11 protein-coding genes are annotated in these 12,950 nt (G+C 63.3%); 7 read left to right on the top strand and 4 right to left on the bottom strand.

What is annotated here, in order from left to right; all coding sequences use genetic code 11:
* The 6 genes from AD664_RS24245 to AD664_RS24270 are packed head-to-tail and all read left to right on the top strand — an operon-like array spanning position 1 to position 7,121.
* Complete coding sequence (locus AD664_RS24245) at positions 1-1,443, top strand: mannose-1-phosphate guanylyltransferase/mannose-6-phosphate isomerase (protein WP_053150581.1); 1,443 nt, start codon at positions 1-3, stop codon at positions 1,441-1,443.
* Positions 1,443-2,240 (top strand): ABC transporter permease, encoded by a 798-nt coding sequence (locus AD664_RS24250; protein ID WP_053150584.1) that lies wholly within the window; start codon positions 1,443-1,445, stop codon positions 2,238-2,240. Before AD664_RS24245 ends, AD664_RS24250 begins: the two co-directional genes overlap by 1 nt.
* Positions 2,240-3,505 carry an ABC transporter ATP-binding protein gene (locus tag AD664_RS24255; protein ID WP_053150587.1) on the top strand — a complete coding sequence of 422 codons (1,266 nt, stop codon included), beginning with the start codon at positions 2,240-2,242 and terminating at the stop codon, positions 3,503-3,505. Before AD664_RS24250 ends, AD664_RS24255 begins: the two co-directional genes overlap by 1 nt.
* The gene (locus AD664_RS24260; protein ID WP_053150590.1) at positions 3,502-4,869 is read left to right on the top strand and encodes a glycosyltransferase family 1 protein; all 1,368 of its coding nucleotides are present in this window, start codon (positions 3,502-3,504) and stop codon (positions 4,867-4,869) included. The genes AD664_RS24255 and AD664_RS24260 overlap by 4 nt, the downstream gene beginning before the upstream one ends.
* Positions 4,860-5,990 (top strand): glycosyltransferase family 1 protein, encoded by a 1,131-nt coding sequence (locus tag AD664_RS24265; protein WP_053150593.1) that lies wholly within the window; start codon positions 4,860-4,862, stop codon positions 5,988-5,990. Before AD664_RS24260 ends, AD664_RS24265 begins: the two co-directional genes overlap by 10 nt.
* Positions 5,991-7,121, top strand: a complete 1,131-nt coding sequence (locus tag AD664_RS24270) for a glycosyltransferase family 4 protein (RefSeq protein WP_053150596.1) — start codon at positions 5,991-5,993, stop codon at positions 7,119-7,121.
* A 52-nt stretch (positions 7,122-7,173) separates the two neighbouring features.
* Here the strand turns inward: AD664_RS24270 and AD664_RS24275 are convergent, their stop codons facing one another.
* Both AD664_RS24275 and AD664_RS24280 read right to left on the bottom strand, forming a co-directional pair.
* The gene (locus AD664_RS24275; RefSeq protein ID WP_053150599.1) at positions 7,174-7,800 is read right to left on the bottom strand and encodes a glutathione S-transferase family protein; all 627 of its coding nucleotides are present in this window, start codon (positions 7,798-7,800) and stop codon (positions 7,174-7,176) included.
* A 125-nt stretch (positions 7,801-7,925) separates the two neighbouring features.
* Positions 7,926-8,828: a LysR family transcriptional regulator gene (locus AD664_RS24280; protein ID WP_053150602.1), complete on the bottom strand. Its 903-nt coding sequence runs from the start codon at positions 8,826-8,828 to the stop codon at positions 7,926-7,928.
* Positions 8,829-9,232: 404 nt separating this feature from the next.
* Between AD664_RS24280 and AD664_RS24285 the strand changes: the two genes are divergently transcribed.
* Positions 9,233-11,380: an LTA synthase family protein gene (locus AD664_RS24285; protein WP_053150694.1), complete on the top strand. Its 2,148-nt coding sequence runs from the start codon at positions 9,233-9,235 to the stop codon at positions 11,378-11,380.
* 79 nt (positions 11,381-11,459) lie between these two features.
* Here the strand turns inward: AD664_RS24285 and nudK are convergent, their stop codons facing one another.
* Positions 11,460-12,056: a GDP-mannose pyrophosphatase NudK gene (nudK, locus tag AD664_RS24290; RefSeq protein ID WP_053150605.1), complete on the bottom strand. Its 597-nt coding sequence runs from the start codon at positions 12,054-12,056 to the stop codon at positions 11,460-11,462.
* A gap of 41 nt (positions 12,057-12,097) precedes the next feature.
* Positions 12,098-12,949, bottom strand: a complete 852-nt coding sequence (gene nadE / locus AD664_RS24295) for an ammonia-dependent NAD(+) synthetase (protein WP_053150608.1) — start codon at positions 12,947-12,949, stop codon at positions 12,098-12,100.
* Position 12,950: the final 1 nt, after the last annotated feature.

The raw sequence follows: 12,950 nt of genomic DNA on the forward strand, positions 1-12,950 counted from the left end.
ATGCTCATTCCCGTGATTCTCTCCGGCGGTGCCGGGACGAGATTGTGGCCGGTGTCCCGCGAGGGCCATCCGAAACCCTTCATGGTCTTGCCCGACGGCCAGTCGTTGCTGGGCAAGACCTACCGGCGCGCCGCAGGGTTGTTCGACGGCCGGGGCGATATCGTCACCGTCACCAATCGCGAGTATTACTTCCAGAGTCGCGACCACTATCAGAGCGCTCACCTGGAGCGTCATCGCGGGCACTTCGTCCTGGAACCGACGGGCCGCAACACCGCACCCGCGATCGCCGCCGCCACCCTCGCCGTGCAGGCCCTGCACGGTGACGATACGATCCTGGTGGTGATGCCCGCCGACCACCTGATCCAGGATGAAGCCGCCTTCAAGGCATCCGTGGACCACGCCGTGGAGCTGGCCAAGCGCGGCCACCTGGTGACCTTCGGCGTATTGCCGACGACGCCGGAAACCGGCTTCGGCTACATCGAACGGGGCAAGCCGCTGGACACCCGGGGTGCGGCCAAGGTCGTGCGCTTCGTCGAGAAGCCCGACTTGCAGACCGCCACCCACTACCTGGAGAGTGGCTGTTTCCTGTGGAACTCGGGCATGTTCTGCTTTTCAGCCAAGACCCTGCTGGCGGAGTTGCACACCCACGCCCCCGAACTGCTGGAGCAGGCCCGCGCCTGCATCGCCGCGAGCGAAGCCGTGGAGACGGCAGGTTGCGTGCAGCAGGAACTGTCCGCCGAACATTTCGCCGACATGCCGGACATCTCCATCGACTACGCCCTCATGGAACGCTCCGCCAACGTGGTGGTGATCCCGGCAGCCTTCGACTGGAGCGATATCGGCTCCTGGACCGCCGTCGCCGGCCTGGTGCCGGCCGATGCACAGGGCAACCGCACCACGGGCGAATCCCTGTTCATGGACAGCCAGCGCAACTTCGTCCAGAGCGACGGGCGCCTGGTGGCGGCCCTGGGCGTGGAAGACCTGATCATCATCGACACCGCCGACGCCGTGCTGGTGGCCCATGCCGACCGCGCCCAGGAGGTTCGTCGCGTGGCCCGGCAGCTCAAGGACAAGGCGCACGAAGCCTATCGCCTGCACCGTACGGTCAGCCGCCCCTGGGGCAGCTATACCGTGCTCGAAGAAGGCCCGCGCTTCAAGATCAAGCGCATCGTGGTCAAACCGGGCGCCTCGCTCTCGCTGCAGATGCACCACCATCGCAACGAACACTGGGTGGTGGTCGAAGGCATGGCCAAGGTCACCAACAACGGCTCGGGTTCGCACCTGGTGGCCAAGAACGAGTCGACCTTCATCCCCGCCGGCCACAAGCATCGCCTGGAAAACCCCGGCGTCATCGATCTGGTCATCATCGAAGTGCAGAGCGGCGAATACCTGGGGGAGGACGACATCGTTCGCTTCGAGGATCACTACGGCAGGGCCGGCTGATGTTATTGACCCTGCAACGCACCCTGTGGAGCTATCGCGGCTTCGTCCTGGGCAGCGTCAAGCGCGAGTTCCAGGCGCGCTATCGCAACTCGTTGTTCGGCGCCCTGTGGACGGTGCTCAATCCGCTGTCGATGATCCTGGTCTACACGGTGATTTTTTCCCACATCATGCGGGCTCGCCTGCCGGGTGTGGAAGATGGCATGGCCTACAGCGTCTACCTTTGCGCCGGGTTGCTGACCTGGGGGTTTTTCGCCGAAATCACCACCCGCAGCCAGGGCATGTTCCTGGAAAACGCCAACCTGCTGAAGAAAATCAGCTTCCCCAGGATCTGCCTGCCGGTGATCGTGCTGCTCAACGCCGGGATCAACTTCGCGATCATCCTCGGGCTGTTCCTCGGCTTCCTGCTGATCACCGGGCGCTGGCCAGGCCTGAGCTTGCTGGCGTTGATCCCGCTGCTGGCCCTGCAAATCATGTTCGCCGCGGGGCTGGGCATGCTCCTGGGGATTCTCAACGTGTTTTTCCGTGATGTCGGCCAGTTGTTCGGTATCTGCCTGCAATTCTGGTTCTGGCTCACGCCGATCGTTTACCCGATCACCATCCTCCCGCCTTCGGTCCAGCCATGGCTGGCCCTCAACCCCATGACCGCCCTGATGCAGAGCTACCAGAACCTGTTCCTCTACAACCAGTGGCCGGACTGGGGCTCGCTGTTGCCGTTGCTGGTCGTGGGCCTGCTGCTGTGCATCGCCGGCCTGCGCCTGTTTCGCACGCGTGGCGGTGAGATGGTGGACGAACTCTGATGGGACATCTACGTGTCAGTGGCCTGGGCAAGGCCTACAAGCAGTACCCGAATCGCTGGAGCCGGCTGTTCGAATGGTTGATCCCCTTTTCCCGCCAGCGCCATCAGTTGCACTGGATCCTGCAAGGGGTGGACTTCGAGATCCAGCCCGGTGAAGCCGTCGGTATCGTCGGGGTCAACGGGGCCGGTAAAAGCACGTTGCTGAAGATGATCACCGGCACCACCCAACCCACCTGCGGCCAGATCCAGCTGCGAGGCCGCGTCGCCGCGTTGCTGGAGCTGGGCATGGGTTTCCACCCGGATTTCACCGGCCGCCAGAACGCGTTCATGGCCGGCCAGTTGCTGGGCATGCAGGTCGAGGAGATCCAGGCACTGATGCCCGAGATCGAAGGGTTCGCCGAAATCGGCGAGGCCATCGACCAACCGGTACGTACCTATTCCAGCGGCATGCAGATGCGCCTGGCCTTCAGCGTCGCCACGGCCCGGCGCCCGGACATCCTGATCGTCGACGAGGCGCTGTCGGTGGGCGATGCCTACTTCCAGCACAAGAGCTTCGAGCGCATCCGCAACTTCCGCAAGGCCGGCACCACGCTGCTGATCGTGTCCCATGACCGCTCGGCGATCCAGTCGATCTGCGACACCGCCATCCTGCTCGAACACGGGCGCATGGCCATGCACGGCAAGCCCGAAGAAGTGATGGACTACTACAACGCCATGCTGGCCCAGCGCGAAGGCCAGGTGGTGCGCCAGGAAATGCTCGCCAACGGCCAGGTGCGGACCATTTCCGGCACCGGCGAGGCTGGCATCCTCGATGTGCAACTGCTCAACAGCCAGGGCCAGTCGGTGGAGGTGGCCGAGATCGGCCAGCCGATGGTGCTGCAGGTCCGGGTCGAGATCCGCCAGGACATCGAGCGCCTGGTGCTGGGTTTCCTGATCAAGGACCGCCTTGGCCAACCCATGTACGGCATCAACACCCACCGCCAGGACAAGGCGGTGACCGACCTCAGGGCCGGTGAACAGATCACCTTCCGCTTCAGCTTCGACATGCGCCTGGGCAAGGGCAACTACTCCGTTGCCCTGAGCCTGTCACGGCTGGATTCGCACCTGGACCGCAATTTCGAATGGCGCGACTACGGCTTGGTGTTCCACGTGATCAATAATCGCCAGGAGGACTTCGTCGGCTGTTCCTGGCTCCAGGCCCGGACCAGCATCCAGCGTTCGAGCCAGACGGCCGTCGAAGCACTGGCGCAAAAGGAGTTGCCATGACCCGACTGCTGGTCGATTGCACCTACGTATACGACCACCCGAATGACAACTCGGGCATCCAGCGAGTGGTGCGCAACGTTATTCGCCAATTGCCGGCCAAGGACCGGGGACGCGAATGCATTCCGGTAGTGATGCTGCAGGGCAAGCTGTACGAAGTGAAAAGCCTGGCGCCCTTGCCCACGAGTGGGCTGGACCTGGCCGGCCTGCGCGTACGGCTGCTGCAGTTCGCCAATCTGTTCTGGGTCAGGCACAGGTCTCTGGAACAGCAGCGGCCTTTCAGCCAGTCGATCTGGGCGCGCCGCTTCCTGTACGTTGCCTGCCGACTGTTTGCCCTGGGCTGCCTGAGCATCCCCATTCGAATCCTCGATCGCCTGCTCAAGCGCAAGCCAGGCCCGGAACGCAGCGTACCGCTGGCACATCGGGCCGGCGATCAACTGGTGTTGCTCGATTCTTCCTGGCACTCGGGCTTCTTTCCCCTGGCCGAACAACTCAAGCGTGACGGCGTCGGGATCATCTCGGTGATCTACGACCTGATTCCCCTGACCCATCCGCAATTTTGCGACGCCGGGCTGGTCAAGGTGTTCAACCACTGGTTCGACTGGATCGCCCGCACCGCCGACGGCTACATCGCCATCTCGCTCACCATCCGTGACCAGCTTCGCCAGGAAATGGTCCGACGCGTCGGCGAGCAACAGGTGCGCGAGCGCTGGTTCGACTATTTCCACCTGGGCAGCGAACTGGATCTGGCCGACACCTCGCAAGCCGTTGACCCGCACCTGTCGCGCCTGTTCCAGCAGCCCGAGCCGGTGTTCCTGATGGTCAGCACCATCGAACCGCGCAAAAACCATGCGTATCTGCTCGATGCTTTCGAACGGGCCTGGGCTGCCGGTTCACGGGCGCGCTTATGCATCGTCGGCAAGGTCGGCTGGAAATGCGAAGCCCTGATCGAACGTATCAAGCGTCATCCACAACTCGACAGCCGCCTGTTCATGTTCAACAACCTGGCCGATCGAAACCTGGAACACGCCTATCAACACTCCACCGCCCTGGTATTCCCATCCTACGTGGAAGGCTTCGGCCTGCCGTTGGTGGAAGCCATGCAACGCGGCTTGCCGGCAATGGGCAGCGATATCGAAGTGTTCCGGGAAATCGGCGGTGATTTCATGACCTACTTCGACCTCGACGACCCCCAGAGCCTGGCGAACCTGGTTCTCGACATGGAACACACCGGGGTATTCCCGGCCAAGCGCAACCTGGATCAATGGCAATGGCTGAATTGGCGCCAGGCCAGTGCACAACTGGTGGAGCGGATCGAACAACACGTAGGGCAAAGGGTCGTCGACCGGGAAACAGCATGCGGATAGCCCTCAACGCCCGGATTCTCCAGGCGCCGCGCACCGGCATCGGCCAATACGTGGCAGAGCTGGCCACCGCCCTGGCCCGGGAACCGGACGTGCAACTGTCGTTGTTCCACGGCTGGGGCTGGTGCCGGCAATTGCCGCAATCAGCCAAGCCTGGCTATTCAAAGCTGAGCCCATTGCTGCGACGGGTTCCGGGCGCCTATCAGGCGCGGCGCTGGCTGGAACAGAAACGCTTCGATCAAGGCCGTTCCAACGCTATCGACCTGTACCACGAACCTAGCCTCTGGCCGCTGGCGTTCGAAGGGCCGACGGTGATCACCCTTCATGACCTCACGCACCTGCACTACCCCGAGACGCAACCGGCGGCCCGCTTGAAGGAAATCGAGCGACGGCTCAGCCGGGCGGTGGAGCAGTCGCAGTTGATCATGACCGACTCGCAGTTCATCGCCGATGAGGCCCAGCAGCATTTCGGCCTGCCAGCCGAGCGCCTGAGGGTTGCGCCACTGGGCATGGCGGCCCGTTTCCACCCGCGCGAGCCGGAAGCGATCGACGCGGTACTCAAGGCCCATGGCGTGGAGGCGGGGCGTTATTTCCTGTGTGTCGGCACTCTGGAGCCACGCAAGAATCTGTCATTGGCCCTTCGCGCCCATGCCGGGCTGCCCGAGTCCATCCGTCAGGCCTTTCCTTTACTCATTGTAGGAATGGGCGGATGGCAACAAGGGCAGTTCAATGAAGAGTTGCGCAAGGCCCTGGCTGACGGGCATGTTTGTCTGACCGGGTACCTGCCGGACGAGCAGGTCGCCCAACTCTTGGCCGGCGCACGCGCACTGATCTTCCCTTCGCTCTACGAGGGCTTCGGCCTGCCGGTGCTCGAAGCGATGGCCAGTGGAACACCGGTGATTACCACCCGCCGCTCGGCGATGCCCGAGGTGGCCGGGCCGGCCGGCAACTACTGCGAGCCGCACGACCACCAGGGCCTGCGCGAAGCCATGCTACGGTTAATGGAAGATCGGCTGCACTGGCAGGCCTGTCGGGAAGCGGGATTGCAACAAGCGGCGCTGTTTTCCTGGGAGCGCTGCGCCAAGGTGACCGCGGGCGCGTATCGCCAGGTCTTGGGAGGTTGAATGCGAGTCCTGCACTTTTACAAAACCTATCTGCCCGACTCCATGGGCGGCATCGAACAGGTCATTTTCCAACTGTGCGACAGCACCGACCGGCTCGGCATCAATAACACCGTGCTGTCCCTGAGCAGGGAACCCGTCCCGCACCCCATCCGGATCCGCCAGCATGATGTGCACCAGGCCCGGATGGATTTCCAGCTGGCTTCCACCGGTTTTTCCTACAGTGTCTTCAAGAAGTTTCGCGAGCTCGCCGCTGAAGCGGACGTGATCAACTACCACTTCCCCTGGCCGTTCATGGACCTGGTGCATTTTTTCAGCGCCGTGAAAAAGCCCTATGTGGTCACCTATCACTCCGACATCGTTCGCCAGCGACACCTGCTCAAGCTCTACAAGCCGTTGATGCGACGCTTTTTGGACGGCGCCGATCGCATCGTCGCCGCATCGCCCAACTATGTGCACACCAGCGATGTGCTCAAGAATTACCCGGATAAAACCCGGGTCATCACCTACGGCCTGAACAAGAGCAGTTATCCACAGCCTGACGCCGAGCGCATGGCGAGCTGGAAGGCCAGACTGGGCGAGCGCTTCTTTCTGTTCGTGGGGGTGATGCGCTACTACAAGGGCCTGCACATCCTGCTCGACGCCCTCAAGGGCACGGATTACCCCGTGGTCATCGTGGGCGCGGGCCCGCTGGAACAAGCGCTGCACGCCCAAGCCGCGGCATTGGGCTTGCGCAACCTGCACTTTCTCGGGCGCCTGGGGGATGAGGATAAAGTCGCGTTGCTGGAACTGAGCTACGCCATCGTGTTTCCCTCGCACCTGCGCTCCGAAGCCTTCGGTATCTCCCTGCTCGAAGGCGCGATGTTCGGCAAGCCGATGATCTCCAGCGAAATCGGCACCGGCACCAGCTACATCAATATCCACAACGAAACCGGCCTGGTGGTGCCCCCGAGCGATCCCGACGCGTTCCGCGAAGCGATGCGCACCCTCTGGGACAACCCGGCGCAGGCGCACGCCATGGGCGCCAAGGCCGAAGCCCGCTACCGACTGCTGTTCACCGCCGAAGAGATGGGCCGCAAGTGGGTGGAGCTGTATGAAGAGTTGCTGGAGGAAAAGGCGCTTTCGTACGCATGACGACCATGGCCAGGGAGCCGGCTCCCTGGCCAATGAGGTCGTGGTCGATGAATCAAGCCGTTTTCTGCAGCCCGATCACCGTACGCGGCATGCCCACGAACCCCGGCAGCGCCTCGATTCGCGCCAGCCATGCCCGCACGTTGGCGTAGTCCTCCAACGACACGTTGCCTTCCGGCGCATGGGCGATATAGGTGTAGCCGGCGATGTCGGCGACGGTCGGGGTGTCTCCCGCCAGATAAGGGCTGTGGCTCAGTTCCTGATCCACGACCTTGAGCAGGGCGTGAGAACGGGCAATCACGTCCTCGGCGTCATAAGCCGCGCCGAACACCGTGATCAGCCGCGCCGTGGCAGGGCCGGCATGGATCGGCCCAGCCGCGGCCGACAGCCAGCGCTGCACCCGCGCGGCGCCAATCGGGTCGGTTGGCAACCAGCGCCCCTGGCCATACTTGCGCGCCAGGTACACCAGGATGGCATTGGAGTCTGCCAGCACCACACCGTCATCATCGATGACCGGTACCTGGCCAAAGGCGTTGATGGCGAGGAACTCGGGCTTTTTATGCGCACCCTTGGCCAAATCGACGAACACCACCTCGACGGGCAGCTCAAGCAACGACAACATCAGTTCAACGCGATGGGAATGGCCGGAAAGCGGGAAATGGTAGTGCTTGATGGGTTTCATGGTCGACTCCGCTGAAGTGGACGCCATCACCGGAACGGCGTCGATGGAGTCATCCTGCGCTTGAACCGAAAACTAGAGAATCACCCGCAAACGCAATCCATTATTTCAACTTTGGAAATAATGCTTCAGCCGCGCAAGGCCGGGACATGGCGCAATGCGTTGACGGTGAAGTCGACAAAACTGCGCACCCGCGCCGGTGCGTTGCGCCCGCCCTGATACACCACATGGATCGGCAGCGGCGGCAGTTCGTAATCAGCCAGGACAATCTCCAGCTCACCGGTGGCCACAGGATCGGCCACCTGGTAAGACAGCACCCGCGTCATCCCCAGGCCCTGGCGGGCTGCGTTGATGGCCGCCTGGTTGGCCGTCACCGCCAATCGCGGCGCGAGCCGGACGACCAGCGGCTGGTCGCCCTCGGCGAAGGTCCAGCTTCGGTTCTGGTTGATGGCCGATGACAACACCACCGGCATCTGCTCCAGCTCGCCCGGATGCCGGGGCCGGCCATGGCGGACGAAAAATTCCGGCGAACCGCACACCACCCGCCGCACCTCGCCCACGCGCACGGCATGCTGGCTGCTGTCCGGCAACTCGCCGATGCGTACCGCCACGTCGATGCCCTCCTCGACCATGTTGACGTTGCGATCGAGCAGCAAGGCGTTGATGCTGACCTCGGGAAACTGCAGCAGGTAGTCAACCAGCAACGGCGTGACGAAAGACTGGCCGAACAACACCGGCGCGGTAATCGCCAGTTGCCCACGAGGCTGGACATGGCTTCCCGCCGCCGAATCCTCGGCCTCCTGGAGATCGTTCAGGATCCGCCGACAATCTTCCAGAAAGCGCTGGCCCGCTTCGCTCAAGTAGACATTGCGAGTGGTGCGCACCAACAGGGGCGTACCGATGCGCTGCTCCAAGGCCGCCACCGCCCGCGTGACACTGGCCGCCGACAGGCCAAGACGCCGTGAGGCCGCCGAAAACCCCGACTCCAGCGCCACGGCGACAAACACCTGCATTTCCTGAAACCTGTCCATCCAGTCCCCCGATGAGAAATCCTGATACAAGTTTTCCAGACATCCTGAAACAGCGCTACGCAGCCAGTGTAGAGGCCTGGGCCAGTGAACCACAGCGTAGCGCCGCCGGACACTGGGACATTGAACCGGTCGTTGGCAGGCATGCTTGGTACCATCGCGCCGTGTGACAGTTTGATGACGAAGGAAAACCCTGTGGGAGCGAACCTGCTCTCGATGGCGGCGGATCAACATGAAAACCAGCGGCTGATTCACCGCCTTCGCGAGCACGCCCGTTGCACAGGGTTTGTGTGCTGTTTCATGGATTAGCTTCGACCGAAGGCCTGCTTGTGAAAATTTTTTACCCCCGTTCAAACCCTTCCTACACGCCCCTTCTTGCCTTGATCGGCTGCGTGCTGTTGACCCCGATGGGCCTGCGCCTGGCGCTGGGCTGGTCCGACCCGCTGGGCTATCTCTCGGACCTGGGCGTCGGCGGGTTGCTGGTCGCGCTGCTCTACCGTCGCCCCTGGTGGCTGGCATTGCCCGTGCTACTGGCCTGGAGCGCGTTGACCCTGGCCAGCATCGAACTGGTCAGCGCCGTCGGGCGGATGCCCAACCCTTCGGACGTGCATTACCTGATCGATCCGCAATTCGTTGAGAACTCCACCAGTGGCGGCTTCGCCCACCCCTGGCTGGCCACGTTCCAATACGCGGCACTGGGGTTCTGGCTGCTGGTGCAATGGCTCGGCCGGGCGCGACCGGCCCCACGCTTGCCGCGCCATGCCTGGGTAGCCCCGCTGCTGGTGCTGCTGATCCACGGTGCGGTGCAATCCTGGCGGCCCAGCGAGGCGGACCAGTGGAACCTGTTCAACCTGCCTCACCAATTGGCTACCGCCGCCCTCGCCGAGGGCCAGGAGCGCACCCAGCAATGGCTCGAAGGCAGCGCCCCGGACCCGGCGCCGCCCATGGAGGGGCTCACCCGCCTGGACCTGGACGGGCAACGCTTGCTGGCCGAACCGGGCCGCGCGCGCAACGTCCTGGTCATCGCCCTGGAAGGCATCCCCGGCGCCTACGTGCGTGCCAATCGCCAGGCGTTGAACAGCGCCTATCAAGAAGACCTGATGCCGCACCTGAGCGCCTGGGCCGAGCGCGGCATGAACACCCCCGATTACGTCCTGCATAGCCACCAGACCATCCGAGGCCTGTACGCCATGTTGTGCGGCGACTACGACAAACTCGACGACGGCACGCCCAAGGGCGTCGAAATGCTCAACCAGACCCAGCGCAACCAGGCCTGCCTGCCGGCCCAACTGCGCCAGAACGGTTTCTCCACCCACTTCCTGCAAGCCGCCGGGCTACGGTTCATGGCCAAAGACCGGATCATGCCGCATATCGGCTTCGACACGGCACTGGGCGTGGAGTGGTTCACCCAGCCCGCCTACCTGGAATTCCCCTGGGGCAAGGACGACAAGACCTTCTTCGAGGGCGCGCTGGACTACGTCGCGCAATTGCAACAGACGGACCGGCCATGGATGCTCACCTTGCTGACCGTCGGCACGCACCAGCCTTACTCCGCGCCGGATGACTATCTGCAACGCTACGACTCTGCCAAGCAGGCCGCGGTCGGTTACCTGGACGACGCCTTGGACAGCTTCCTGGCTGGCCTTGAGCGCCAGGGCATCCTGGACAACACCTTGGTGGTGATCACCTCGGACGAATCCCATGGCATCGACGATGTGCGCCTGGCGTCATCCTGGGGTTTCAACCTGATGCTGGCGCCGGAGCCATTGCCCAGGATCAAATCGGGGGTCTATGGCCACGTGGACCTGAGCGCCTCGATCCTCGACTACTTCGGCTTCGCGGTGCCCACGGCGTTGTCCGGACGCTCGATGCTCAGGGACTACACGACGGGCCGGGAGATCATGTCGTTCACCAACGGCAAGCTGCGCCATCACGACGGCAACGGCACATTCACCGAGTGCGATTTCCTGCAGCGTTGCCGGTCTTACGCCAGCCCCGGCTTTATCGCCGACCGGGCTGTCTACAGTGGGCAATACAGCGGCCAGCGCGCGCGGCTGATCAGTGCCCGGGCCACCGCCCTGGGCCAGACCCTGCTGCCCACGCCTCTCAACCAGCGTTATCAATTCGGCAGCGCAGAAAAGATCCCGCTGCCGGCCCAGGTGTCCAATGACTGGACCGACAACCTGATCGGGGCCCAGTACCTGGAGATGCCCAAGGGCTCGCAGACCCGCGTCAGCCTGACCATCCGCGCCCTGGAGGCCGACCATGCTGCCTATATTTCCCTGAAGGCCAAGGAGTTCGAACAGGACGTCGCCATGGACCTGCCGACCGACGTGGCGGTAACCCCCGAGCAGCCGCTGGTGATGGACATCAGTTTTGACAACCCGCAACAGCGCAAGGCCTTCTCCTTCCACCTGCTCGGACACGGGGTGGGCGCCATCGAGATCAGCGACTTCAGCGTCGTGACCGAACTGCCAGGCCAGCCGGAGCAACCGGAATATCTGGACGAGTACCTGGACGATGGCCAGGACGACAGCGAAGTCCAATCCAGCTGAACAAAAAACGCGTAGCCTTCGAAGCAGGCTGCGCGTGATCGAAATCGCCCAATGCCACCCGGTGTGAGAATACCCCGGGCTAATCCAGCAAGCGGTGCAGCTTCGCGTACTGCAGCAGCATGATGGTCTTGGCGTCGCAGATCTCCCCCGCCTCGACCATGCCCAGGGCCTGGTCGAGGGACATCTCCAGCACCTCGATCTCCTCGCCCTCCTCCTCCAGCCCACCGCCTTCGTGCTGCTTGTCTTCGTCGAAATACTCGCCGACGAAAAAGTGCAGCCGTTCCGTCACCGAGCCTGGGCTCATGAAGGCTTCGAAGACCTTGCGCACGTCCTGGATGACGTAGCCGGTTTCCTCCTGGGTTTCCTTGCGGATGCAAGTGTGCGGGTCGTCGTTGTCGAGCAGGCCGGCGCAGGTTTCGATCAGCAGGTCATCGTGCCCGTTGACGAAGGCCGGAAAGCGGAATTGCCGGGTCAGGACCACGGTCTGCTTGACCTTGCTGTACAACAGGATGGTGGCGCCGTTGCCACGGTCGTAGGTCTCGCGCGTCAGCTCCTGCCACCGACCGTCACGACCGAGGTAGTCGTAGGTGGTCTTGCGCAGTACGTACCAGTTGTCCGAGAGGACTTCGACGTGTTTGATCCGCACACGGTCCTTGATGCTGGTTGCCTGGGTCATTCATTCACTCCCGTCGAGATCCGTGTCCCATTAAACACTGTTCAGGCGGCCTCGCCGTCGCTCGGCAAAGCCGGGACCCGGGGCAGCGCTCGCTTGTGGGCTGTCCTGGCGTAGGCGCCCTCGATGATCCGTTGCGCCTCGGGCGAGACCTCTTCGCCCATCAGGTACGCATCGATTTCCTCGTAGCGGCAGCCATAGGCGTCTTCATCCAGCTTGCCAGGGGCCAGGTCCTCCAGGTCCGCGGTCGGCGCCTTGCGCACCAGGTGCGCCGGAGCGCCCAAGGCGTCGGCCAACCTGCGGACCTGGGTCTTCGTCAGCCCGGACAACGGCGCCAGGTCACATGCACCGTCGCCAAACTTGGTGAAAAAGCCCATCACCGCCTCCGCGCCATGATCGGTGCCCACCACCAATCCCTGGCTCAGGTTAGCGATGGCGTATTGCGCCAGCATCCGGGCCCGGGCCTTGACGTTGCCCTTGGCGAAGTCGGTGAGCGCTGCCGAAGGCTGCAAGCCGTCGAGGACGATATCGGCCATCAGCCCGTCCACGCATGCGGCGATGTTGCACGTGGTGATCACGTCCGGCTGGATGAAATCCAGGGCTGCCTGGGCGTCCTGTTCGTCGGCCTGGGCCTTGTAGGGCAACCGCACGGCAATGAAACGCGCCTCGTGGTTTTCATCCCGCAGTTGCTTGACCGCCCTCTGGCACAGCAACCCGGCCGTGAGCGAGTCGACGCCGCCGCTGATGCCCAGCACCAGGGACGTACAACCCGACTCGCGCAGAACCTGCTGGATGAACGCGACGCGACGGGCGATCTCGGCGGCTTCACCGCCTGGTTTGAGTTGGCGATCGATGCCCAGTTCCCGGGCAATGGTCTGTTGCACAAGCGAAGTCATA

Origin of the sequence: Pseudomonas sp. P97.38 (assembly GCF_001269745.1) — a bacterium.
GTDB classification, from domain to species: Bacteria; Pseudomonadota; Gammaproteobacteria; order Pseudomonadales; family Pseudomonadaceae; genus Aquipseudomonas; species Aquipseudomonas chlororaphis_E.

Excerpts from the sequence above, each read along its gene's own strand:
- AD664_RS24245 (WP_053150581.1), top strand. The coding sequence starts at position 1 with ATGCTCATTCCCGTGATTCTCTCCGGCGGTGCCGGGACGAGATTGTGG.
- AD664_RS24250 (WP_053150584.1), top strand. The coding sequence starts at position 1,443 with ATGTTATTGACCCTGCAACGCACCCTGTGGAGCTATCGCGGCTTCGTC.
- AD664_RS24255 (WP_053150587.1), top strand. The coding sequence starts at position 2,240 with ATGGGACATCTACGTGTCAGTGGCCTGGGCAAGGCCTACAAGCAGTAC.
- AD664_RS24260 (WP_053150590.1), top strand. The coding sequence starts at position 3,502 with ATGACCCGACTGCTGGTCGATTGCACCTACGTATACGACCACCCGAAT.
- AD664_RS24265 (WP_053150593.1), top strand. The coding sequence starts at position 4,860 with ATGCGGATAGCCCTCAACGCCCGGATTCTCCAGGCGCCGCGCACCGGC.
- AD664_RS24270 (WP_053150596.1), top strand. The coding sequence starts at position 5,991 with ATGCGAGTCCTGCACTTTTACAAAACCTATCTGCCCGACTCCATGGGC.
- AD664_RS24275 (WP_053150599.1), bottom strand. The coding sequence starts at position 7,800 with ATGAAACCCATCAAGCACTACCATTTCCCGCTTTCCGGCCATTCCCAT.
- AD664_RS24280 (WP_053150602.1), bottom strand. The coding sequence starts at position 8,828 with ATGGACAGGTTTCAGGAAATGCAGGTGTTTGTCGCCGTGGCGCTGGAG.
- AD664_RS24285 (WP_053150694.1), top strand. The coding sequence starts at position 9,233 with ATGGGCCTGCGCCTGGCGCTGGGCTGGTCCGACCCGCTGGGCTATCTC.
- nudK (WP_053150605.1), bottom strand. The coding sequence starts at position 12,056 with ATGACCCAGGCAACCAGCATCAAGGACCGTGTGCGGATCAAACACGTC.
- nadE (WP_053150608.1), bottom strand. The coding sequence starts at position 12,949 with ATGACTTCGCTTGTGCAACAGACCATTGCCCGGGAACTGGGCATCGAT.